The 22062-nt window shown below is 61.7% G+C and carries 20 protein-coding genes and 1 tRNA gene; 16 read left to right on the top strand and 5 right to left on the bottom strand.

The genetic code is table 11. The annotated features are described in order from the left end of the window. Positions 1 to 38: 38 nt before the first annotated feature. Positions 39 to 1043, bottom strand: coding sequence for a heat-inducible transcriptional repressor HrcA (hrcA, locus tag C8C94_RS24040; RefSeq protein WP_055399047.1), 1005 nt, complete (start codon positions 1041 to 1043; stop codon positions 39 to 41). Between the two features lie 28 nt (positions 1044 to 1071). Here hrcA and C8C94_RS24035 point away from each other — a divergent pair, with 28 nt between their 5' ends. From C8C94_RS24035 to rapZ, 3 genes are read left to right on the top strand one after another with little or no spacing between them, the layout of a single operon-like run. After that, positions 1072 to 1968: an NAD kinase gene (locus tag C8C94_RS24035; protein ID WP_055399049.1), complete on the top strand. Its 897-nt coding sequence runs from the start codon at positions 1072 to 1074 to the stop codon at positions 1966 to 1968. 2 nt (positions 1969 to 1970) lie between these two features. After that, a complete protein-coding gene (recN, locus tag C8C94_RS24030; protein ID WP_121422499.1) occupies positions 1971 to 3641 on the top strand; it encodes a DNA repair protein RecN in 1671 nt (556 codons plus the stop codon). Further along, a complete protein-coding gene (gene rapZ / locus C8C94_RS24025) occupies positions 3641 to 4504 on the top strand; it encodes an RNase adapter RapZ (RefSeq protein ID WP_121422498.1) in 864 nt (287 codons plus the stop codon). Before recN ends, rapZ begins: the two co-directional genes overlap by 1 nt. Before the next feature lie 27 nt (positions 4505 to 4531). Here rapZ and mutY read toward each other — a convergent pair whose 3' ends face one another. The 3 genes from mutY to mutM all read right to left on the bottom strand — a co-directional run bounded on the left by mutY (position 4532) and on the right by mutM (position 8482). Beyond that, on the bottom strand, positions 4532 to 5602 hold the full coding sequence (gene mutY, locus C8C94_RS24020) for an A/G-specific adenine glycosylase (RefSeq protein WP_121422497.1): 1071 nt from the start codon (positions 5600 to 5602) through the stop codon (positions 4532 to 4534). Continuing rightward, the gene (locus C8C94_RS24015; RefSeq protein WP_055399056.1) at positions 5599 to 7560 is read right to left on the bottom strand and encodes a dynamin family protein; all 1962 of its coding nucleotides are present in this window, start codon (positions 7558 to 7560) and stop codon (positions 5599 to 5601) included. The genes mutY and C8C94_RS24015 overlap by 4 nt, the downstream gene beginning before the upstream one ends. A gap of 106 nt (positions 7561 to 7666) precedes the next feature. Further along, complete coding sequence (mutM, locus tag C8C94_RS24010) at positions 7667 to 8482, bottom strand: bifunctional DNA-formamidopyrimidine glycosylase/DNA-(apurinic or apyrimidinic site) lyase (RefSeq protein WP_121422496.1); 816 nt, start codon at positions 8480 to 8482, stop codon at positions 7667 to 7669. A gap of 29 nt (positions 8483 to 8511) precedes the next feature. On the opposite strand from mutM, the gene C8C94_RS24005 reads away from it, so the two are divergent. The 7 genes from C8C94_RS24005 to pth all read left to right on the top strand — a co-directional run bounded on the left by C8C94_RS24005 (position 8512) and on the right by pth (position 14415). Continuing rightward, positions 8512 to 10290 carry a tetratricopeptide repeat protein gene (locus C8C94_RS24005; protein ID WP_121422495.1) on the top strand — a complete coding sequence of 593 codons (1779 nt, stop codon included), beginning with the start codon at positions 8512 to 8514 and terminating at the stop codon, positions 10288 to 10290. Positions 10291 to 10334: 44 nt separating this feature from the next. Further along, complete coding sequence (locus C8C94_RS24000) at positions 10335 to 10826, top strand: lipoprotein insertase outer membrane protein LolB (RefSeq protein WP_121422494.1); 492 nt, start codon at positions 10335 to 10337, stop codon at positions 10824 to 10826. A gap of 30 nt (positions 10827 to 10856) precedes the next feature. After that, positions 10857 to 11714 (top strand): 4-(cytidine 5'-diphospho)-2-C-methyl-D-erythritol kinase, encoded by an 858-nt coding sequence (gene ispE / locus C8C94_RS23995; RefSeq protein ID WP_121422493.1) that lies wholly within the window; start codon positions 10857 to 10859, stop codon positions 11712 to 11714. 30 nt (positions 11715 to 11744) lie between these two features. After that, positions 11745 to 11821 (top strand) — tRNA-Gln (locus C8C94_RS23990). Positions 11822 to 11867: 46 nt separating this feature from the next. Further along, positions 11868 to 12842, top strand: coding sequence for a ribose-phosphate pyrophosphokinase (locus C8C94_RS23985; RefSeq protein ID WP_055399067.1), 975 nt, complete (start codon positions 11868 to 11870; stop codon positions 12840 to 12842). Between the two features lie 171 nt (positions 12843 to 13013). Next, complete coding sequence (locus C8C94_RS23980; RefSeq protein ID WP_055399069.1) at positions 13014 to 13649, top strand: 50S ribosomal protein L25/general stress protein Ctc; 636 nt, start codon at positions 13014 to 13016, stop codon at positions 13647 to 13649. 157 nt (positions 13650 to 13806) lie between these two features. Next, complete coding sequence (pth, locus tag C8C94_RS23975; RefSeq protein WP_055399071.1) at positions 13807 to 14415, top strand: aminoacyl-tRNA hydrolase; 609 nt, start codon at positions 13807 to 13809, stop codon at positions 14413 to 14415. Positions 14416 to 14533: 118 nt separating this feature from the next. On the opposite strand, the gene C8C94_RS23970 is transcribed toward pth, so the two are convergent. Next, positions 14534 to 14791, bottom strand: a complete 258-nt coding sequence (locus C8C94_RS23970; protein WP_055399073.1) for a YfhL family 4Fe-4S dicluster ferredoxin — start codon at positions 14789 to 14791, stop codon at positions 14534 to 14536. Between the two features lie 208 nt (positions 14792 to 14999). On the opposite strand from C8C94_RS23970, the gene C8C94_RS23965 reads away from it, so the two are divergent. The 6 genes from C8C94_RS23965 (at position 15000) to C8C94_RS23940 (ending at position 22047) form a co-directional block, all read left to right on the top strand. Then, a complete protein-coding gene (locus C8C94_RS23965; protein WP_055399075.1) occupies positions 15000 to 15962 on the top strand; it encodes an ABC transporter permease in 963 nt (320 codons plus the stop codon). Between the two features lie 7 nt (positions 15963 to 15969). After that, positions 15970 to 16842: an ABC transporter permease gene (locus C8C94_RS23960; RefSeq protein WP_121422492.1), complete on the top strand. Its 873-nt coding sequence runs from the start codon at positions 15970 to 15972 to the stop codon at positions 16840 to 16842. A gap of 33 nt (positions 16843 to 16875) precedes the next feature. Then, a complete protein-coding gene (locus C8C94_RS23955) occupies positions 16876 to 17916 on the top strand; it encodes an ABC transporter ATP-binding protein (RefSeq protein ID WP_121423058.1) in 1041 nt (346 codons plus the stop codon). Beyond that, complete coding sequence (locus C8C94_RS23950) at positions 17913 to 18788, top strand: ATP-binding cassette domain-containing protein (RefSeq protein ID WP_055399079.1); 876 nt, start codon at positions 17913 to 17915, stop codon at positions 18786 to 18788. The genes C8C94_RS23955 and C8C94_RS23950 overlap by 4 nt, the downstream gene beginning before the upstream one ends. Positions 18789 to 18890: 102 nt before the next feature. Beyond that, complete coding sequence (locus C8C94_RS23945; protein ID WP_121422491.1) at positions 18891 to 20381, top strand: ABC transporter substrate-binding protein; 1491 nt, start codon at positions 18891 to 18893, stop codon at positions 20379 to 20381. Positions 20382 to 20643: 262 nt separating this feature from the next. Beyond that, positions 20644 to 22047 carry an amidase gene (locus C8C94_RS23940; RefSeq protein ID WP_121422490.1) on the top strand — a complete coding sequence of 468 codons (1404 nt, stop codon included), beginning with the start codon at positions 20644 to 20646 and terminating at the stop codon, positions 22045 to 22047. Positions 22048 to 22062 lie beyond the last annotated feature (15 nt).

Raw genomic sequence — 22062 nt, 5'->3', positions numbered from 1 at the left:
GCGCTATACAACGGGGCAAGCGCCGTATTGTAGGGGCTTTACTTGCGATGGCTGAGTGCGTTGGACACCAGCTTTGATGTGATGTCCACGATCTGAATCATCCGGTCGTATGGCATGCGCGTGGGGCCGATCACGCCCAGCGTCCCGACCACTTTGCCATCCACCTCATACGGAGCACTGACGATGGACAGCTCCTCAAAAGGCACGACATGGCTTTCACCGCCAATGTAGATGCGCACTCCCTCGGCCTGGCTGGAGATATCCAGCAACCGCAGAATCTGGGTTTTCTGTTCGAACAGATCGAAGGCACGTCGCAAGTTGCCCATGTCGCTGGAGAAATCACTGACCGCCAGCAGGTTGCGCTCACCAGAAATCACGACCTCGTCTTGCGCTTGGGACAAAGCCTCAGACCCCACATTCACCGCAGCCTGCATGAGCGAAGCGATCTCGCCGCGCAGCACATCCACCTCAGATTTCAGGCGCTCACGCACTTGCTCCATCGCAAGCCCCGCGTAATGCGCGTTCAGAAAGTTGGAAGCCTCAATGAGTTGCGACTGGGAGTAGTCCACGTCCGTGAAGATCACGCGATTTTGAACGTCGCCCTCGGGCGAAACGATGATGACCAAAAATCTCCGCTCGGACAGCCTCAAGAACTCAATATGGCGGAACACCGATGTTCTGCGTGGTGCCATAACGACACCGACGAACTGAGAAAGATTGGATAGCAACTGGGCAGCGTTGGCGATCACCTTTTGCGGCTGTTCGGGCGCAAGCTGGGGAGGGGTCAGAGGGTCCCGCTGCACTGTCAGCATGGTGTCCACAAACAGCCGATAACCTCGTGCAGTAGGAATGCGACCGGCTGAGGTGTGGGGACTCGCGATCAGCCCTAACTCCTCCAGATCCGCCATGACGTTACGGATAGTGGCTGGAGATAAATCCAGCCCAGACGCGCGCGACAACGTGCGGGATCCGACGGGCTGCCCATCGGCGATGTAGCGCTCGACCAGCGCTTTGAGCAACAACTTGGCACGGTCATCGAGCATGGAATGATTTTAATGATGTAATTTCGCGATGACGTCCAATTTCCGCCATGTCGCACTGATAGGCAAGTACCAAGCTTCTTCGGCGGGCTCCATCGGTGAAAGCTCCCGCCAGGCCCTGGAAGACATCGCCCATTTTCTTGAACGCCAGGGTTGCGAAGTGATGCTGGAAGCTGAGACCGCAAGCAACACCGGGCTCACACACTATCCAGTCCTGAATGTAGACGAGATAGGCAGTCGATGCGATCTGGGCCTGGTGGTCGGGGGTGACGGCACCATGCTGGGCATAGGTCGGCGGCTCGCCCGGTTTGGGACGCCCCTGATCGGCATCAACCAGGGACGGCTTGGCTTTATCACCGACATTCCTTTCGATACCTATCAGGCCACTCTGCCCCCCATGCTTCAGGGCGAATACGAGGAAGACTTGCGACCGCTGATGCACGCCACGGTCGTGCGCGACGAGCGCGTCGTCTTCGAAGCCCTCGCGATGAACGATGTCGTTGTGAACCGAGGCGCGACTTCAGGCATGGTGGAATTGCGGGTCGAGGTCGGCGGCCGATTTGTGGCGAACCAACGCGCAGACGGACTCATCATCGCCTCACCCACAGGGTCAACGGCGTATTCGCTGTCAGCCGGTGGTCCCATGCTTCACCCCTCCATTCCCGGATGGGTGCTGGTGCCTATCGCCCCCCATACACTCTCCAACCGACCGATTGTTCTGTCGGATGCCACCGAGGTGGCGGTTGAGGTTGTGAGTGGTCGGGATGTCAGTGCCAACTTTGACATGCAGTCACTGGCCTCACTGCTGCATGGTGACCGCATTCTGGTGAAAAGGTCAGAGCACTGCGTGCGGTTTCTCCATCCTCAAGGCTGGAACTACTTTGCCACCCTGCGCAAAAAATTGCGCTGGAACGAAGGGGGCTCCTGACCATGGCGCTCCGGCGGATTACCCTGCGCGATTTTGTGATCGTTCAAGCGCTTGAACTTGAACTAAGTTCTGGCTTCACCGTGCTGACGGGAGAAACAGGCGCTGGGAAATCCATCCTGATTGATGCACTGCAACTCGTCCTGGGCGCACGCTCCGATGCAGGTGTGGTTCGCGAAGGCGCTGACAAAGCGGATCTTTGCGCGGAGTTCGATTGCCCACCCCATCTCCAGCCATGGCTGGAGGAAGCGGGTTTTGACATTGATGAGCTGTTGCTTTTGCGTCGGACCGTGGACTCTCAGGGCAAAAGCAGAGCTTGGATCAATGGCACCCCAGCCACTGCTGCCCAACTGCGGACTTTGGGAGACAGCCTGCTAGACATCCACGGGCAGCATGCTTGGCAAAGCCTTACAAGACCAGACTCGGTACGCGGCCTGCTGGACGCATTTGCAGGGGTGCACACAGCAGAAACCGCAGCGCTCTGGACCCAATGGCGAAAGGATCAAAAAGCCCTGGAGCAAGCACGCCTGGCCCAGGCCAATTTGCAGCAGGAAAGTGAGCGCCTGCAATGGCAGATCAACGAGGTGGACAAGCTCGCACCCATTGATGGCGAATGGGAAGAACTCGACGCACAACACAAACGCCTCTCACATGCGCAGGCGCTGCTGGAAGGGGCCGAGGGCGCCATCCAAGCCCTCCAAGACGAAGATGCTGGTGCACTGACTGGGCTTACACGCGCGCACGATCTTCTCCAAAGCCACGAGCATATTGAGCCCGAGTTCGCACCGCTCGCAGACATCCTTTCTTCCAGCCTCGCACAAGCCAGCGACGTCCTCCACTCGCTGCAGCTGTATCTGAGGCACGTGGAAATAGATCCACGGCGCCTGGCCGAACTCGACACCCGCATTTCGCTCTGGATGACCTTGGCACGCCGTTACAAGCGCACGCCAGCAGAGCTGCCGGCTCTACACCAGAGCTGGAAGGAGGAGATGCGCCGGCTGGACGCAGCGACAGATCTGGAACGACTGGAGGCCGCCGAGGCCGTCAGTGCCAAGGCCTACCACGCGTCGGCACGCGCGCTGTCTCTGGGTCGCGCCAAAGCCGCCCCGAAACTGTCTCACGCCATTACCCAAGCCATGCAGGGCCTGGGCATGGAGGGAGGAAAATTCGAGGTTGCCATGACCAAGGCCTCAGAGCCCTCGCACCACGGTATCGATGACGTGGTATTCCTCGTCGCGGGCCATCCTGGGATGACACCCAAACCCATCGGCAAAGTCGCATCGGGCGGCGAACTCTCCCGCATTTCGCTGGCCATCGCTGTAACAACCAGTGAATTGGGTATGGCTCCCACGCTCATCTTTGATGAAGTGGACTCTGGCGTAGGTGGGGCGGTGGCTGAAACAGTGGGGCGGCTGATGCAGCAGCTTGGCAGCGACCGTCAGGTGCTCGCGGTCACCCACCTGCCGCAGGTGGCGGCTTGCGCACACCACCACCTCAAGGTGGCCAAACGCAAGAGCCCGAATGGCACCACCAGCGCCGTATCGACGGTACAGGGCGAGAACCGTGTGGCAGAAATTGCCCGCATGCTGGGCGGCGAACGATCCACCCAGACTACGCTCGCCCACGCGAGCGAGATGCTGGATCTCGCGGCCGTTGCACGAGAAGGACATGGCTGATGGCACTTGAAATCGTTTTGATCACGGGTATGTCGGGATCAGGAAAGTCCGTGGCGCTGCATGCGCTGGAGGACGCAGGGTATTACTGCGTAGACAACCTGCCCCCAGAACTGCTGCCAGCTTTTGTGGCGCTGGAACACCGTCACCACGGCAACCGCGTTGCTATCGCGATGGACGTTCGAAGTGCCACCTCATTGCATCAGGTTCCACAGGAGCTGAGTCGGCTAAGGAGCGAGGGCGTTTCGGTGCAATCGGTTTTCCTCGACGCCACCATCGATACGCTTGTCAGGCGTTTCTCAGAAACACGCAGACGCCACCCGCTGTCGCACGACGATCTCCAACAGGGTCGAAAAGCGCTCGTGCAGATTATCGAGTTGGAGCGCGAGCTGCTGGCGGAACTGCGAGAACAGTCGCATGTGATCGACACAAGCACCATACGGGCTTCACAGCTCCAAAGCTACGTGAAGAGTTTGCTTGTCACCACCCGGGGACAGATGACCCTGGTATTCCAGTCTTTTGCATTCAAGCGTGGCATACCGATGGACGCTGACTACGTCTTTGATGTGCGAATGTTGCCGAACCCACACTATGAACCTGCGCTGCGGGATCTGACGGGGCTGGACGAACCTGTCGCCCATTTCCTGCGCCAGCAACCCGATGTGTCGCTGATGCAGGCGCATATCGAGCAATTTCTCGCGCACTGGCTGGAAATGCTTGACCGGAACCACCGCAGTTATGTCACGGTCGCGGTGGGCTGCACTGGCGGCCAGCACCGCTCGGTCTACTTGGTGGAACGACTAGCCGATGTTTTGAGCAGCCGCTGGGCAACCCTGAAGAGACACCGAGAGCTGGACGGACGCTGATATCTACGCAACAAAGCCCGGGTACGCTCACCACAACTGAGCTTGGGTCGAATCAAGCAGCTTGCGGATGGGGGCAGGCAGGCCGATAGAGGACCACTCATTGACTCCAAACCACGCCCCTTCTTCAGTGGGCTGATCCGGAACCTCCCCCGTGACCAACACGGGGTGAAGATGCAAATCCCTGTGTGTCAGCACATGGAGAAAAGGCTGGAGCTCGTTGCAGGCAATGCGAGAAGCATCACCCAGGAATTTGACATATCCGTTCAAAGAGGCGCCGTCGGCGAAGACCGGCACACAATGCATGCCAGCCCATATCCCAGGAGAGGGGCGACGTTGCAACCACACCTGCCCAGCAGAATTTCGAAGAACCAGAAGCTGCCAGGATTCAGACCGGCGTGCCAGCTTGCGCGTCTTGACAGGGTAGCGTTGTGGATCTCCGTCTTTGAATGCCACACAGCGGCCCGCCAAAGGACACCGGTCGCAGCGTGGCAATCGTGGCGTACAAATCGACGCTCCCAGATCCATGAGTCCCTGGGTATAGCGGGGCATGGCCGTAAGCAGATTTTTCTGCGGCAGCAGTGACTCCGCCTCCTTCCAGAGCAGACGCTCGTTTCCCGACGACGCGAGGTCCTTTTCAAAGCCGAGCAAACGCGTCAAAACCCTGCGCACGTTGGCATCAAGAATAGGCACGCGTTCAGAGAAACAGAATGCGGCAATCGCTCCAGCGGTGGAGCGACCAATCCCCGGCAAGGTAGCCAGCATCTCGGCGGTGCGAGGAAAGGCGCCTCCATGCTCTGCCACAACCTGCTGGGCGCAGCGATGCAGGTTGCGGGCCCGGGTGTAGTAGCCCAGCCCGCTCCAGAGACCCATCACTTCGTCCTGCTCTGCCTGCGACAAGGCCACTACGTCGGGAAAACGCTCCAGAAAGCGCCCGTAGTAGTCAAGCACCGTCGTAACCTGCGTTTGCTGCAGCATGATCTCGGACAGCCAGACCCGGTACGGATCGCGCGTCTGTTGCCAAGGCAGGTGATTGCGGCCATGAGACGCCTGCCATGCGACCACGAGCCCAGCCACATCCTCCCGCCCACCGTCGCTCATGCAGATACCAGATGGCTACCCGAGGTCACGGAGTCAAGACCGGGCAGAGCAACAAGCTGGGAGGTCAGCTCCTGCAGCCTTTGCTCCAGTTGGACCAACTCATCCTCACTCGCTTCAATTTCCGCAATGCGCTCCACCAAACCGCTGGCAGCCTGCTGAATGCGATCCACAGCCTCGATGCGACGCGCAAAACTACGGCGACGCTCACGCAGCTGCGCATCCAGTTGGGCCGTAGCAGATTTGCTCCACAGTTCAAGATCGTTCGCGGCCGATTCATACACGGTACGCAAACGCATGGCCAGGGCCCGGACCAGACGTTCCGCAAACTCGGGCTGGGCCAGCTTGAGCGCGTTACCCATGCCGAGGTATTGGAGATGGCTCTGTTCGATCTGATTCAGATCGTGCGTAAAGTGCTCCAGTTGCGGAGGCGAAGGGACCTGCAGAGAAAAGCCAAACTCGGCATTGAGTTGCCTGAAGGTGCCACCCAACATGGCCTGAATCTCAGTGCCTGACGCTTGTGCTTTGTCCAGCGTACCGCGCAACTTGTCAAAAGTCTGAAGATAGATTTTCTTCACACCCAGCTTGAGCCCTTTTTGCTGCAGGGTCTGCGCCAATTCAGAAAGCTCGACTTTGAGCGCCTTGGCGCCCAACTGCTGAAATACATCTCGAAGCAGCTTCAGGTGGACCGCACGCACCGCCTGGATTTTGGAAGTGCTCAGGTCAAACTCCCGCTGTTCCTGTTCGATGCGGTGCCGCATCGATTCGATCACAGAAGCATTCTTGCCGCGCAGGCTTCGCAATTCGGCCATCTGGTCGTCAAGATCTCGGCGTCGGATATTGATGACCCGAGAAGTCTCAGTGCGCAAACTGGCCACGCCGTTGGCCACAGCCGCCCGCAAAATAGACTGCCGCCGCCCCATGATTCCTTTGGCCAGCGCCTCTTCCAGAACAGGCAGGCCGCTGGTCTCCAGCAGCAGATCATCAGCAGTGATCTTGGCGACCAGCCCTTTTTGCGCAGACACGGGCACAACCCTGTCCAGCGGAACACCCAGCATTTCTGCAGACGTACTGCACTGGCGCTCCATCTGCGCCTGCACCTGCTCTGCAGAATTGAGCGTGTCCCACAAGGTGTCTATCTTGTTGAGCACCACCAGCCGGGCATCCATGCTGTCCGCCGAAATGGCTAGGTGCTCGCGCCAGATGGACAAATCAGAGCGGGTAACTCCGGTATCAGCGCTCAGAATGAAGACTACCGCATGCGCCTGCGGAATCAGGTTGACGGTAAGTTCAGGCTCAGCGCCCACGGCATTCAGCCCTGGTGTGTCCAAAATCACCAGCCCCTGTTTCAGCAAAGGATGAGGAATATTGATGAGGGCGTGGCGCCACATGGGCACCTCCACCAAGCCCTGGGCATCAGGCACAGGGTTTTCATCGGTCAGATCATCGTGCCAAAAGCCCAATGCCCGCGCGTTGTCCAGGCTGACCTTTCGTACTTCGGCCACCTTTTCGAGCGCCTTGGCAATCTGGTCCGCGTTTCCGACATCCAGGGGGATCTCCTGCCACCGGTCCGTTTTAACCCTCCACTCCGCCAGGCTCTGCATCTGCAGTCGGGTTTCAATGGGCAGCAGACGAAGGCTGGGCGCCACGCTGGCGTCGTACCCAAGTTCGGTGGGACACATGGTGGTGCGCCCTGCACTCGCAGGCATGATGCGGCGGCCATAGTCTGCAAAGAAGATCGCGTTGATCAACTCAGATTTGCCGCGCGAAAATTCGGCAACAAACGCCACCATGACCTTGTCGCTGCGAACCTGCTCCTCCAGGCGTTGCAGCCGCTCCTGGACGGCTGCGTCCATGAGTTCGTGCGAGGACATCCACTCGGCCAGCCGCTTGAGTTGCTGGGCGAACTCACGCCGCCAGGCACCATGCTGGTCGAACTGTTCGTTGAATGAAGGTCCCACTTTGCTCCCAGAGATCTAAGAATGGCCTGCAGGGCAGGCATACACAAAATATAGCATCGACCGCTCGCGGGCCGTCATGCCACGGCGAATTGGTACTTGACCTGATTCAAGGCCGCTGGCACATCGGGCAAAAATAGCTGCTCCGCTGCCCCTGGCGCAGCACCTTTATCGAAGTGCCACAAACATGGCATGGCGCTCCATCGCGTCCATAAACGTTGGTCTGGGTCTGAAAGTGGCCTGCCATTCCATCTGCATTGGAAAAATCGCGCAGCGTGCTGCCCCCCATATCCACGGCCCGCGCCAATACAGACCGAATGGCAGCGTGCAATTTGAGCACCCGCGCAGGCCCGATACGCGACGCACTCGTCGTGGGACGGATTCCAGCCAGAAAAAGCACTTCTGACGCATAGATATTGCCAACCCCCACCACCAGCCGGCCAGCCAGGAGCAACTGTTTGATGGGCATCTGGCTCTTTTTCAGACCAGCCTGGAAAACAGCAAGAGAGAATCCGTCAGACAGCGGCTCCATTCCCAGCCCGCCCAGAAGCTTGGTCGCAACAGGGTCTTGTTCCCCATGAACGTACACCACGGCACCGAATCGGCGCGGATCGTGCAGCCGCAGCGTCCCCTGGCTGGTCAGCATGTCAAAGTGATCGTGGACTCCGGCCGCCGGTAACCCCTGGCTGAAGCGCAGGCTGCCCGACATCCCAAGATGCACAAGCAGAACTCCTCGACTGGTATCGGCCAGCAAATATTTTCCGCGCCGGCGCAGGCCCATCACCTGCTGCCCCACCAAAGTCTGTGGCGCGCACCCCAGAGGCCAGCGCAAGGGTTTGCCGAGCGTGACCGCCTCAATGCGGGCGCCAGTGATGGCCTGAACCAAACTGCGGCGGGTCACTTCCACTTCGGGCAACTCAGGCATACAAAGACCCCGGCAATGGGTTAACAGGCATGGATTATTATGACCCGATGGTGCTATTTCACAGCTTTCGGATTGCCGCATTGACGACCGTGATCGCGGTATCCGCCCACTCAGCATGGGCACAACAGACCGGCAGTGACAGCCGCCCCGCCACAGATGAATCTCCAGTGGTATCCAACCCGGCACTGGATGCTGAATTGTTCTACGAGATTTTCCTGGGCGAAATCAGCGCCCGGACAGGCGACCCCGGTGCTGGTTATGCCTTCATGCTGGAGGCAGCACGCCGCAGCGCAGATGGCCAGCTCTACCAAAGGGCCGCAGATATCGCCTTGCAGTCACGATCGGGTGAATATGCACTGGCAGCGGCCAAGGCATGGAAAGAGGCCCTGCCACAGTCGCGCGAGGCGAATCGCTATGTGCTGCAAATTCTTGTTGCACTGAACCGTATTGGCGAAACACCCGATCTGCTGCGCCAGGAACTCGCCCAATCATCCCCCCGCGCAAAGGCTTCGACCCTGTCTGCACTGCCCCAGATGTATGGGCGTGCCAGCGACAAGGCGCTGGCAGCGAAGGTGGTGGAAGCCGCCCTCGTGGACGAGCTTTCCCACCCTGCCACCGGCCCTGTGGCCTGGGTATCCCTGGGTCGCCTTCGCCTCGCGGCGGGCGATAAATCGGGGGCACTGGATGCCGCTCGGCGCGCGCAGGCTCTTGACGACGCTAACGAGGGGGCCGCTAGGCTGGCGCTGGAGCTGATGGAAGAGAACACCCCCGAGGCCGAACCACTGGTGACACAAGCACTTACCAAACAACCCGTGCCAGAGTTGCGAATGGGCTATGCGCGGGTTCTTTTGGGCTTGCAGCGCTATCCCGATGCTGCCCGCCAACTGGAATACGTCACCAAAGAGAAACCGGACTTGGTAGAGGCCTGGCTGGTGCTGGCCACCCTGCAGTTGCAAGACAACAGGCTCTCCGCTGCAGAGAGTGCGCTGCAGCGCTTCATGGAGCTCACCTCCGCCGCGACCGATCCTGAAGTGCGTCAGAAAGGGCTTACGCAAGCCTATTTACTGTCCGCACAGCTCGCAGAGAAGAAGGGCGATTTTGCCGCTGCAGAGGCGTGGCTCAACCGCATCGACAACGTGGACGAAGCCTTCAGTGCGCAAAGCCGCCGCGCGTCCCTGCTGGCACGACAGGGCAAAGTGGCCCAGGCGCGGGAACTGCTGCGAAACCTGCCAGGAACCTCTGCTGACGACAAACGCATGAAGCTGCTGGCCGAGGTGCAGCTACTGCGTGACCTGCGGCTTTACCAGGAAGCCTACCAAGTCCAGAGCGAGCTTGTGGCGCTCGCACCTGATGACGCCGAACTGGTGTATGACCAAGCCATGCTGGCCGAAAAAGCGGGTCACCCGGAGACTATGGAGAAACTGCTGAGGCAGGTGATTTCCCAGAAGCCTCAATACCACCATGCTTACAACGCCCTCGGTTATTCATTGGCAGACCGGGGCGTGCGCTTGGACGAAGCCAAACAGCTGATTCTGAAAGCTATGGAGTTCGCCCCCTCCGATCCCTTCATTACCGACAGCTTAGGCTGGGTGGAATTTCGCATGGGCAACAAGGCAGAGGCCAAGCGGCACCTGGAAACTGCCTACAAAGCTCGCCCGGATGTAGAAATCGCAGCGCATCTCGGTGAGGTGCTTTGGAGCCTGGGTGACAAGGAGGCTGCTCTCAAGGTCTGGAAAGAAGGCGCGCGGACAAGCCCTGAGAATGAAACGCTGAAAGAAACGCTGAAGCGCCTTGGGGTGAGCCTTTGATGTACGGTGGTTCAGGAACTCCTTTTCAACGCGTTGCGCGCCTCATGGTCGGCCCACGTGTCGCCGGGCTGCTGTTGTGGGTGGCCTGCGCACTGTGGCTGGTCGGCTGCGCGCAGCCGCCACAGGTACCTGCAGGCGAAGAAGATGCCTGGAATGGGCGTATCGCCCTGCAGGTGGAAGGACAGGCATCGCAGTCGTTCTCTGCAATATTTGAACTGCGGGGCAATGCACAGATCGGGGGGCTTGCACTGATCAGCCCGCTCGGCAGCCGCATCGCACAGCTGGAATGGAAAGATGGCCATGCACAGCTGACCAGCGCGCAAGAATCGCGGACCTCTGATTCGCTCGACGCACTGCTGCAGGATGTGACGGGCACGCGCATCCCCGTGGCCGCCCTGTTCGCCTGGCTCAAGGGTGTACAAACCACTGTGCCAGGTTGGAGGGCCGATCTTTCGGCCCTGGAACAGGGGCGACTGGTGGCACACCGCGACGACCCCGCCCCCCAGGCCACTTTGCGCATCGCACTGACCCGCTAGCCGCCCTCCTCACGCGCCCAATTCGTTGCCATGCAATCCCTGTATGACGTGCCGGCTCCGGCAAAGCTCAACCTGTTCCTTCACATCACAGGCCAACGCGCGGACGGGTACCACCTGCTGCAGTCGGTCTTCATGTTGATCGACTGGTGCGACACCCTCCATTTCGAGCGCCGCGCCGGTGGCGCTATCACACGCGAAGACCTGGGCACGGTACTGCCAGAGCTAGACCTGACGATCAAGGCCGCGCTCGCACTGCAGCAAGCCACCGGCTGCACCCAGGGTGCACACATTGGCATCTTGAAAGACATCCCCTCCCAGGCGGGCATGGGTGGTGGCTCTTCCGATGCAGCCAGCACCTTGCTTGCCCTTAACAGGTTGTGGGGTCTGAACCTGTCGCAATCGGCACTGGAAGCTATTGGTCTGAAGCTCGGTGCAGACATTCCATTTTTTTTACGCGGCCACAACGCCTGGGTCGCAGGAATTGGTGAGACAATCACGCCGCTTGAGAAAGCACAGCAACTACCGCAAGCGCGCTTTGCCATCGTGAAGCCTGCTGCAGGCTTGGAGACAAAAGCAATTTTTTCGTCACCAAGTTTGAAACGCGATTCAGATAGTGCTACAATCTTAGGCTTTGCTGCAGCACACTTTGACTTCGGTCGAAACGACTTGCAGCCAGTTGCCCAGGCACTTTGCCCCGAGGTTACCGAAGCCATTGAATGGCTCGATGCCCGAGGATTGCAAGGCAGGATGACAGGCTCAGGAAGTGCAGTGTTTGCGCATATGTCACATGCAGTTGACTTGAGTGGAGCCCCACGGGGCTGGCAAGTTAAGGAGTGTGAAAATCTGATGGTCCATCCTCTGGCAGGTTGGGCATCAGGCAAGAATTAAGGTTAGCTGCCTTCGGTAGTTGACCTGTGTAGGGGAGTCGCCAAGCTGGTTAAGGCACCGGATTTTGATTCCGGCATGCGAAGGTTCGAATCCTTCTTCCCCTGCCAAACGCTTTCCGCGTACGGGCTTTTATTTCAGACTGCTGGGACGCTCATGCAAGCCAACCACCCCGACTTCATGGTTTTCACCGGCAATGCCAATCCAGGCATGGCAGCTGAAATTGCCCAACACCTCGGCACCACCCTCGGTGCGGCTGACGTGGGTCGATTCTCCGACGGTGAAGTCACCGTTGAAATCAAGCAAAACGTGCGTGCACGCGATGTTTTCGTGGTGCAGTCCACCTGCGCCCCCACCAACGAAAACCTCATGGAACTGCTGATCATGGTTGATGCGCTCAAGCGTGCATCGGCTGAGCGCATCAGCGCCGTGATCCCCTACTTCGGCTATGCCCGCCAGGACCGCCGCCCGCGTTCGACGCGCGTGCCTATCACCGCCAAGGTGGTGGCCAACATGCTGCAAGCCGTGGGCGTGGCACGCGTGCTGACCATGGACTTGCATGCCGACCAGATCCAGGGCTTTTTCGACATCCCGGTGGACAACATCTACGCTTCGCCCGTGCTGCTGGGCGACCTGCGCCAGAAGAACTATGAAGACCTGATTGTGGTCTCGCCCGACGTGGGTGGCGTGGTGCGCGCCCGTGCACTGGCCAAGCAGCTCAACTGCGACCTGGCCATCATCGACAAGCGCCGCCCCAAAGCCAACGTGTCCGAAGTCATGCACGTGATCGGCGAAATCGAAGGCCGCAACTGCGTGATCATGGACGACATGATCGACACCGCCGGCACGCTGGTAAAGGCCGCTGAAGTGCTCAAGGAGCGTGGCGCCAAGAAGGTGTACGCCTACTGCACGCACCCTATTTTTTCGGGTCCTGCCATCGAACGCATCGCCAAGGGCTCGGCCCTCGATGAAGTGGTGGTGACCAACACCATCCCGCTGAGCGACAACGCCCGGGGATGCGCCAAGATTCGCCAACTTTCCGTGGCCCCGCTGATCGCAGAGACGATCCAGCGCATTGCCAAGGGTGAGTCGGTGATGAGTCTGTTCTCGGACCAAGACAACCTGTTCTGACAAACGCGGGGCTCGCAAGAGGCCTTCGGCTTGAAAAGACGGTTGAACAGGACACCAAGCCTCCTTCGGGAGGCTTGTCTGTTGGTTCGGGAACGAAGTGTGGCCTGCTATCGCGGGCCTTTTTAAAACAGGGCAAGACTGGTCGCGGTCTGTCCTTTTCAGGAGCTAGTTATGAACTTCGTCGCTTTTGAGCGCGCCAAGCAAGGTACGGGTGCGAGCCGCCGTCTGCGCAATTCGGGCAAGACGCCTGGCATCGTCTACGGTGGCACCGCCGAACCCCAACTCATCGAGGTGGACCACAATGCACTGTGGCACGCCCTCAAGAAGGAAGCTTTCCACTCCAGCGTGCTGGACATGGAAGTTGCCGGCACGACCTCCAAGGTTCTGCTGCGTGACGTGCAATACCACCCCTACAAGCAACTCGTGCTGCACATCGACTTCCAGCGCGTGGACGAAAAGACCAAGCTGCACATGAAGGTGCCACTGCACTACAGCGGTGCTGACGAGTCCAACGCCGTCAAGGTCGACAAGTGCATGGTCAACCCGATCGTGAATGAGCTGGACGTGACCTGCATGCCTTCGGACCTGCCTGAGTTCATCGCTGTGGACCTGTCCAAGCTGGAAAAGGGCGCATCCCTCCACCTGAAGGACATCAAGCTGCCCAAGGGCGTGACGGCCAAGATCCGTGGCGGTCAGAACAACAACCCCGTGCTGGTGTCCGTGGTGCCTCCAGTGGTGGTCGTTGAGACCCCTGCCGAAGCCGCTCCTGCTGCCGATGCCAAGGGCAAGGGCAAGGGCAAGAAGTAATCGGTCAACGACCTCGATGACTTCACCCGGTCAGCCCGCCCTGCGGCGTTGACCCCCAACGGCCCACCTTGTGTGGGCCGTTTTCATTGGCGCAAAGCCATTCGCATCTGCAAACCGTCTGGTTCTAACCACCCCACACCCACCGATAATCCCGCCAATGATCAAGCTGTTTGTAGGCCTTGGAAACCCCGGGCCAGACTACGAAGCCACCCGCCACAACGCCGGTTTCTGGTGGATTGATGCGCTGGCGCGCGAACTCAAGGCCACGCTGGTGCCCGAGCGCAGCTACCACGGGCTGGTAGCGCGCACGACGGTGCATGGGCAAAGCGTCTGGCTGCTGCAGCCACAGACCTTCATGAACCTCTCGGGCAAGTCGGTGGCTTCGCTGGCGCGCTTCTTCAAGATCCAGCCCGAAGAAATCCTGGTGGTGCATGACGAACTGGACATTCCGCCAGGACAGGTCAAGCTCAAGCGCGGCGGCAGCCATGCAGGGCACAACGGCCTGCGCGACATCCATGGCCAGCTCGGCTCCCCTGACTATTGGCGCCTGCGCGTGGGCATCGGCCACCCGGGTGTGAAAAGCGAAGTCGCCAACTGGGTGCTCAAAAAGCCCTCCCCCGACCAGCGCACGCTGATCGAAGACAGCATCGTCCATTCGCTGAAGGCCTACCCGGCCATGCTGGCAGGCGAGATGGACAAGGCCACCTTGCTCATCCACACCACCAAACCGCCGCGCCCCAAGCCCCCCCGCCCTGCAGAAGACTGAGCGGCGCGGCAGGGTTCTGGGTAACGACGGTCCGTCGCATCCCCTTCGGTCAATAGCTATTATTTTTATAGCTTCTTGCGCTTGATGGATAAGCGCTAGAGCCAAAAAACACTACAAATTAACTCGAAGCTGGCGCCTGCAACCGCTGGAACTTCTGCCACAGCGTCTCGCGGTTCTCGACGTGCTGCGGGTTCACGGGGATGCAGGCGACGGGGCAGACCTGCACACATTGGGGCTCGTCAAAGTGCCCCACACATTCCGTGCACTTGTTCGGGTCGATCTCGTAGATCTCCTGCCCCAGATAGATGGCCTGGTTAGGGCATTCGGGCTCGCACACATCACAGTTGATGCACTCGTCGGTGATCATCAGCGCCATACGGCCTCCCTGGGCACAGGGCCAAAAACAATGGAGACGGGGTACGCGGCGCGGTTCATGCTCCGTATTATCCCGCGCTGGTGGCATGTGCCTTGCATGCCACACTGCAACCCACCACCGCTGACGGGGATGTTTTTACCGTTATGCTGTGTATACACATTAATTTTGACGCCCGCGCGCCCTACCCCTCTCCTCACCCACCTCACCCATGGGCCTGTTTTTTCTCAAGCGGTTTATTACCCTCCTGGCCACGCTTATCGGCGCGTCCATTGTTGTGTTTCTGGTGCTGGAGATCCTGCCGGGCAACGCCGCCCAGATGCTCATGGGACCCGACGCCTCGCCCGAAGCCGTGGCTGCGCTGGCCAGCAAGCTGGGGTTGGACCAGCCCGCCAGCCTGCGCTACTGGCAATGGGTGAGCGGGCTGGTGGTGGGCAACATGGGCGACAGCTATGCCTACAGCTCACCCGTGCTCGACCTGGTGCTGGAACGCCTGGCCCTCACGGTGCCGTTGGCACTGATGGCCATGGTCATCACCACCGTGCTGGCCCTGGTGGCAGGTGTGTATGCAGCATCGCGCCACAACAAGATCGGTGATGTCGGCGTGATGGGGCTGGCGCAGATCGGAATTGCCATTCCCAATTTCTGGTTCGCCATCCTGCTGATCCTGCTGTTCTCCGTGAAACTGCAGTGGTTCTCGGCCGGTGGCTTCCCCGGCTGGACCGAAGACGCTGGCGGTAGTCCACTCGAAGCCCTCAAGGCCCTGCTGTTGCCCGCGATTGCGCTGGCCGTGGTGCAGGCCGCCATCCTCGCGCGCATCACGCGCTCGGCCGTGCTGGAGGTGCTGCGCGAAGACTTTGTGCGCACTGCCCGCGCCAAGGGCCTGTCGCAGCGCGCGGCGCTCTGGGGCCATGTGCTGCGCAACGCCATGATCCCGGTGATCACCGTGATGGGGCTGCAGTTTGCCAACCTGCTGGCGGGCACCATCGTGGTGGAGAACGTGTTCTACCTGCCCGGCCTGGGGCGGCTGATCTTCCAGTCCATCTCCAACCGCGACCTGATCGTGGTGCGCAACTGCGTGATGCTGCTCGCCGCCATGGTGGTCATCGTGAATTTTGTGGTGGACATCCTTTACGCCGTGATCGACCCGCGCGTGAAGGCCTCCGACATCTGATCCCCCCATGAACGCTGTCATTCCTTCGCCTTCTGTCACCTCTGCCCCCAGCTGGCTGCACCGCGCGCTGCGCCACCGCAGCTTCGTGATCGGCGCCGTCCTGTCGCTGCTGCTCCTGCTGGCCGCTGCACTGTCGCTGGTCTGGACACCCTGGTCGCCCTACGAGATGGACCTGGCCTCCAAGTTGCAGCCGCCCACGGGCACACACTGGCTGGGCACCGATGCCTTTGGGCGTGATGTGGCGTCGCTGTTGCTGGTGGGTGCGCGCAATTCCATTCTGGTGGGCGTGATCGCCGTGGGCATCGGGCTGACCGTTGGCACGGCGCTGGGCCTGCTGGCTGCGGCCAAGCGCGGCTGGGTCGAAGAACTCATCATGCGGCTGGCCGACTTTACGTTTGCCTTCCCGGCCATCCTGTCCGCCATCATGCTCACCGCTGTGTTCGGCCCGGGCATCGTCAACTCCATCATTGCCATCGGCATCTTCAACATCCCGACGTTTGCGCGCGTCACCCGTGCATCGGCCAACGCGGTGTGGTCGCGTGAGTACATCCTGGCGTCGCGCGCCTGCGGCAAGGGCAGCTTGCGCATCACGCTGGAGCATGTGCTGCCCAACATCCTGTCGGTGCTCATCGTGCAGGCCACCATCCAGTTCGCCATTGCCATCCTTGCCGAAGCCGCCCTCTCCTATTTGGGCCTGGGCACCCAGCCGCCCCAACCCTCCTGGGGCCGCATGCTCAGCGAAGCACAGACGCTGATGTTCCAGGCCCCGCTGCTGGCCGTCTGGCCTGGTGTGGCGATTGCGCTGGCCGTGCTGGGGCTGAACCTGCTGGGCGATGGTCTGCGCGACCTGCTGGACCCACGCTTGTCGCGCAAGCGCTGAAACCTCCGCCGAACCTTGCACGAACTGTTCTCCATGTCTTTCCTGCTCGAAGTCTCCAACCTCCGCATCCGCCTGCAGACGCACCGGGGCCCGGCCGATGCCGTGCGCGGCGTGAGCTTTTCGCTGGCGCGCGGTGAAACCCTGGGCCTGATCGGTGAATCGGGCTGTGGCAAATCCATCACCGCCATGTCGCTCATGGGCCTGCTGCCTGACAGCGCGCAGGTCACCGGCAGCATTCGCTTTGATGGCCAAGAGCTGGTGGGCCGCACCGATGCACAGATGTGCCAGATGCGCGGCAACCGCATTGGCATGGTGTTCCAGGAGCCCATGACCGCACTGAACCCCGTGCACACCATCGGCCGCCAGGTGGCAGAGCCGCTGCGCCTGCACCGAGGCATGAATGCGGCAGCCGCACGCACCGAAGCCATTGCCCTGCTGGACCGCGTGGGCATCCCCAACGCCGCGCAGCGCTTTGACGCCTATCCGCACCAGTTCTCCGGCGGGCAACGCCAGCGCATCACCATCGCAATGGCGCTGGCCTGCGGGCCCGACCTGCTGATTGCCGACGAGCCCACCACTGCGCTCGATGTGACGATCCAGCAGCAGATCCTGGACCTCATCAGCGACCTGGTGGCCGAGCGCAACATGGCGCTTATCCTGATCTCGCACGACCTGGGCGTGATCTCGCAGAACGTGGACCGCATGATGGTGATGTACGGCGGCAGCGTGGTCGAAAGCGGCTCCACCGCCTCGGTCTTCTCGGCCATGGCCCACCCCTACACACGCGGCCTGTTTGCCGCCCGGCCTCACCTGGGCGCCGTGCACGCGCCCGGCCAGCGCCCGCGCCTGTCCACCATTCCGGGCACGGTGCCTGAGCTGGTCGACCTGCCTTCAGGTTGCCCTTTTGCGGGCCGCTGCAGCTACACGGTGGATGCCTGCCACCACAACCAGCCCGAGGCCACGCTCGTGGCCACCGATGCCGATGGCGACCACGAGGTGCGCTGTCTGCGGCGCGAGGCCATTGCCGAAGCCCAGAGTGCCCAGGTGGTAAACATCGTCGAGGTGGCCGCATGACCCAGGCGCTGCACAGCACCCATCCCGCAGAAACGCCGCTGCTGCAGGTCAAAGACCTGGTGCGTGAATACACGCTGCCGCGCGACCATCTGTTCAAGCCACCCGGCAAGGTGCATGCCCTCAACGGCGTGAACTTCTCCATTGCCTCGGGCCGCAGCCTCGGCATCGTCGGCGAATCGGGCTCGGGCAAGTCCACCCTGGCACGGCTGGTAATGGCGCTCGATACCCCCACCTCCGGCACGGTCGAGCTGCTGGGCCGCAACCTGCACCAGTTGCCCGCCGAGCAGCTGCGCCAGGCGCGGCGCGACTTTCAGATGGTGTTCCAGGACCCATATGGATCACTGGACCCGCGCCAGACGGTCGAGCGCATCGTGACCGAGCCACTGCAGGCGCAAGGACAGACCACGCGCGCCGAGCAGCGCGAGCAGGCCGCCCAGGTGCTGGCCCAGGTGGGCCTGCGCACCAACGACCTGGGCAAGTACCCGCACGAATTTTCTGGCGGCCAGCGCCAGCGCATCGCCATTGCACGCGCCCTCATCACCCGGCCCCGCCTCATCGTGGCGGACGAACCCGTGAGCGCACTCGACGTGTCGGTGCAGGCCCAGGTGCTCAACCTGATGCAGGACCTGCAGCAGCAGTTCGGCATCACCTACATGCTCATCAGCCACGACCTCGCCGTGGTGAATCACCTGTGCGACGAGGTGGTGGTGCTGTACCAGGGCCGCATCGTAGAGCGGGGCTCTCCCGGAGAGCTGTTCCGCAACGCGCAGCACCCGTACACGCAATCGCTGGTGGGTGCGGTGCCGCAGGTGCTGCCGGGCCGTGCAAGGGCGCGCCGTGCCGCTGCTGCGGCCGCAGCAAAAATCGTGTAACCAAATACCGATGTGATGGTGTAAAAAGCTTTTGTGCTCCCCGGTAACCGATTGCAAAGGCGCCGGGGTCTTCGTCTGGTTTTTTGTCTGGAGAGTCCGAACATGCTGAACCGCCGTACCGTCCTTGCCACTGGCGCCATCGCCGCTGTGCCCTTGTCCACCTCGCTTGGCGCCATGGCGCAAAGCCGCAAAGATGCGGTGACGCTGGCGATGACGCTGGAGCCCCCAGGCCTGGACCCCACCGCCGGTGCGGCATCTGCCATCGCCGAGATCGTTCAGTACAACATCTTCGAGACGCTCACCAAGATCAACCCCGACGGCAGCGTGTCGCCCCTGCTGGCCGAAAGCTGGGAGGTCTCGCCCGACCTCAAGACCTACACCTTCAAGCTGCGCCGTGGCGTGAAGTTCCAGAACGGCGAGCCCTTCACCGCTGCGGCCGTCAAGTTCTCATACGACCGCGCGGGCGGTGAGAAGAGCACCAACAAGGACAAGCGCACCTTTGCAGGCATCACCACCCAGGTGGTGGACGACTACACCGTGGTGCTGCTCAACAAGGAGATCGACCCCGACCTGTTGTTCATCCTCGGCCAGGCCACCTCCATCATCGTGGAGCCCAAGAGCGCCGACACCAACGCGAACAAGCCCGTGGGCACCGGCCCCTACCAGCTGCAGGCCTGGAACAAGGGCTCGTCCGTGGTGCTGACCGCGTGGGACGGCTACCGCGACGCCAAGGCCATCAAGATCAAGCGCGCCACCTTCCGCTTCATCTCCGACCCGGCCGCCCAGGTGGCCGCCCTGCTGGCCGGTGACGTGGACGCCTTCCCGCGCGTCACACCGCGCAGCGTGGCACAGTTCAAGGCCAACCCGAAGTACCAGGTGATCGTGGCAGGCTCGCGCGCCAAGACCATTCTGGCCATCAACAACGGCAAGAAGCCGCTGGACGATGTGCGCGTGCGCCGCGCCATTGCCGCAGCCATCGACCGCAAGGCCGTGATCGAAGGCGCGGGCGACGGCTACGGTGCGCCCATTGGCAGCCACTACGTGCCTGGCGCCTTTGGCTATGTGGACACCACGGGCGTGAACCCCTACGACCCCGAGAAGGCCAAGAAGCTGCTGGCCGAAGCCGGCATCAAGACGCCGCTGGAGCTGACCATGACGCTGCCCCCCACGCCTTACGCCCGCCAGGGCGGCGAGGTGGTGGCTGCCCAGCTGGCCAAGGTCGGCATCGTCGCCAAGATCCAGAACGTGGAATGGGCGCAGTGGCTCAGCGGCACCTATGGCAGCAAGAACTACGACCTGACCATCATCAGCCACGTGGAGCCCTTCGACCTGGGCAACTTTGCCAAGCCCGACTACTACTGGGCCTACAACTCGCCCAAGTTCAACGACCTGTTCACCCAGATCAAGAACGCGGCACGCCCCGCCGACCGCGCCAAGCTGCTGGGCGATGCGCAGCGCCTGTTGGCCAACGATGCAGTGCACGCCTTCCTGTACTCCAACCAATGGATCACGGTGGCCAACAAGAACCTCAAGGGCCTGTGGAAAGACATGCCCGTGTTCGTGAACGACATCTCCGCGCTGTCCTGGTCTTGAGATGGCCCCCCCCTGTGGCCCTTCGGGCCTTCCCCCCGCTCTCGCATTGCTGCGCAATGCGGGCAGGGGGACGCAGCCCTCGCTGCGGGGCGGCCCTTGCTCGGCTGCCCGAGCTTGGGCCGCGCCAGTTTCGCGGGCAGCGCACAGCGCAGTGAATAGCTAAAGTCCGCAGAAGCAGACAGCTCCCAAAATAATAGCTGCCAGCGCTTTACCAATAAGCGCTAGCAGCCTTTTTTATTGATAAAACTCCCCAAACCCCGCCATGACAGCCCTGCACGACCTGCCCGCCCACGACCTCCTTGCCGCCTACCGCCAGCGCACGCTGTCCCCCGTCGAGGTCACGCAGGCCGTGCTGGCCCACATTGAGCGGTGGGAGCCCCACATCCGCGCCACCTACCTGCTGCGCCCTGAGATGGCCCTGGCGCAAGCCCGCGAATCGGAAGCCCGCTGGCTGCGTGGTGAGCCCAAGGGCGCGCTGGACGGCGTGCCCAGCACCATCAAGGAAAACATCGCCACCGAAGGCGATCCAACGCCCCTGGGCACGGCCGCCGTCGAGCTGGTGCCCGCCGCTGCCGATGCACCGCCCGCCGCCCGCATGCGCGAGGCGGGCGCCGTCATCGTGGCCAAGACCACCATGCCCGACTACGGCATGTTGTCCTCGGGACTGTCCACCTTTCACCCCCTGTCGCGCAACCCGTGGGACACCCGCAAGGGCCCCGGCGGCTCCAGCGCCGGCGGTGGCGCTGCCGCAGCCGCAGGCTACGGCTCGCTGCACATTGGCACCGACATCGGCGGCTCGCTGCGCCTGCCCGCCAGCTGGTGCGGCATCTTCAGCCTGAAGCCCAGCCTGGGCCGCATTCCGATCGATCCACCCTACACCGGCCGCGCCGCAGGCCCCATGACCCGCACCGTGGCCGACGCCGCGCTGATGATGCAGGTGCTGAGCCAGCCCGACGCGCGCGACAGCATGAGCCTGCCCTACCAGGACATCGCGTGGAGCCAGTTCAACAAGGGCGCCGAACGCTTGCGCGGCCTGCGCATTGGTTTGCTGCTGGACGCCGGATGTGGCCTGCCGGTGGAGCCCGAGGTGAAAGCCGCCGTAGAACGCGCAGCAAAACTCATGGAGGCGGCGGGCGCCACCATCGTGCCCATGGCGCCTTTCATGACCCAGGCCATGCTCGACGGCATGGACCATTTCTGGCGCATGCGCTCGCACATCGACCTGCAGGCCCTGCCCGCCGCGCGGCGCGACAAGGTGCTGCCCTACATCCGCACCTGGGCCGACAGCGCAGCGGGCATGAGTGGCACCGAAGTCTTCAACGCCAGCCACCAGTTCCACCTGACGCGGGTCAACACCGTGAAGGCCTGCAGTGCCTTTGACTATGTGGTCTCTCCCGTGGCGCCCATGCCCGCCTTCCAGGCCGAACTGCCCTCGCCCACCAACGACCCGCTGCGCCCGCTGGAGCACATCGGGTTTACCGTGCCCTTCAACATGTCCGAGCAGCCCGCCGCGTCGGTCAACTGCGGCTACACCACAAGCGGCCTGCCCATTGGCCTGCAGATTGCGGGTGCACGTTTTGACGACCTGGGCGTGCTGCAGGTGGCACACGCGTTCGAGCTGATCCGTGAACCCCAGCGGGCTTGGCCCCAGCCGCCAGCGAGCTGAAAGCATGACCGGAGG

The organism is Acidovorax sp. 94, from assembly GCF_003634645.1.
Taxonomy (GTDB): domain Bacteria; phylum Pseudomonadota; class Gammaproteobacteria; order Burkholderiales; family Burkholderiaceae_C; genus Acidovorax; species Acidovorax facilis.
The sequence above is the reverse complement of the archived record's forward strand: the minus strand, read 5'-3'. Positions and strand labels throughout refer to the sequence as shown.

Coding starts and splice junctions, on each gene's coding strand:
- mutM (WP_121422496.1), bottom strand. CDS start 8,482: ATGCCTGAGTTGCCCGAAGTGGAAGTGACCCGCCGCAGTTTGGTTCAG.
- C8C94_RS23950 (WP_055399079.1), top strand. CDS start 17,913: ATGACCCAGGCGCTGCACAGCACCCATCCCGCAGAAACGCCGCTGCTG.
- C8C94_RS24005 (WP_121422495.1), top strand. CDS start 8,512: ATGGATTATTATGACCCGATGGTGCTATTTCACAGCTTTCGGATTGCC.
- mutY (WP_121422497.1), bottom strand. CDS start 5,602: ATGAGCGACGGTGGGCGGGAGGATGTGGCTGGGCTCGTGGTCGCATGG.
- C8C94_RS24000 (WP_121422494.1), top strand. CDS start 10,335: ATGGTCGGCCCACGTGTCGCCGGGCTGCTGTTGTGGGTGGCCTGCGCA.
- C8C94_RS23940 (WP_121422490.1), top strand. CDS start 20,644: ATGACAGCCCTGCACGACCTGCCCGCCCACGACCTCCTTGCCGCCTAC.
- recN (WP_121422499.1), top strand. CDS start 1,971: ATGGCGCTCCGGCGGATTACCCTGCGCGATTTTGTGATCGTTCAAGCG.
- ispE (WP_121422493.1), top strand. CDS start 10,857: ATGCAATCCCTGTATGACGTGCCGGCTCCGGCAAAGCTCAACCTGTTC.
- C8C94_RS23945 (WP_121422491.1), top strand. CDS start 18,891: ATGCTGAACCGCCGTACCGTCCTTGCCACTGGCGCCATCGCCGCTGTG.
- C8C94_RS24035 (WP_055399049.1), top strand. CDS start 1,072: ATGACGTCCAATTTCCGCCATGTCGCACTGATAGGCAAGTACCAAGCT.
- hrcA (WP_055399047.1), bottom strand. CDS start 1,043: ATGCTCGATGACCGTGCCAAGTTGTTGCTCAAAGCGCTGGTCGAGCGC.
- C8C94_RS23980 (WP_055399069.1), top strand. CDS start 13,014: ATGAACTTCGTCGCTTTTGAGCGCGCCAAGCAAGGTACGGGTGCGAGC.
- C8C94_RS23960 (WP_121422492.1), top strand. CDS start 15,970: ATGAACGCTGTCATTCCTTCGCCTTCTGTCACCTCTGCCCCCAGCTGG.
- rapZ (WP_121422498.1), top strand. CDS start 3,641: ATGGCACTTGAAATCGTTTTGATCACGGGTATGTCGGGATCAGGAAAG.
- C8C94_RS23955 (WP_121423058.1), top strand. CDS start 16,876: ATGTCTTTCCTGCTCGAAGTCTCCAACCTCCGCATCCGCCTGCAGACG.
- pth (WP_055399071.1), top strand. CDS start 13,807: ATGATCAAGCTGTTTGTAGGCCTTGGAAACCCCGGGCCAGACTACGAA.
- C8C94_RS23970 (WP_055399073.1), bottom strand. CDS start 14,791: ATGGCGCTGATGATCACCGACGAGTGCATCAACTGTGATGTGTGCGAG.
- C8C94_RS23965 (WP_055399075.1), top strand. CDS start 15,000: ATGGGCCTGTTTTTTCTCAAGCGGTTTATTACCCTCCTGGCCACGCTT.
- C8C94_RS23985 (WP_055399067.1), top strand. CDS start 11,868: ATGCAAGCCAACCACCCCGACTTCATGGTTTTCACCGGCAATGCCAAT.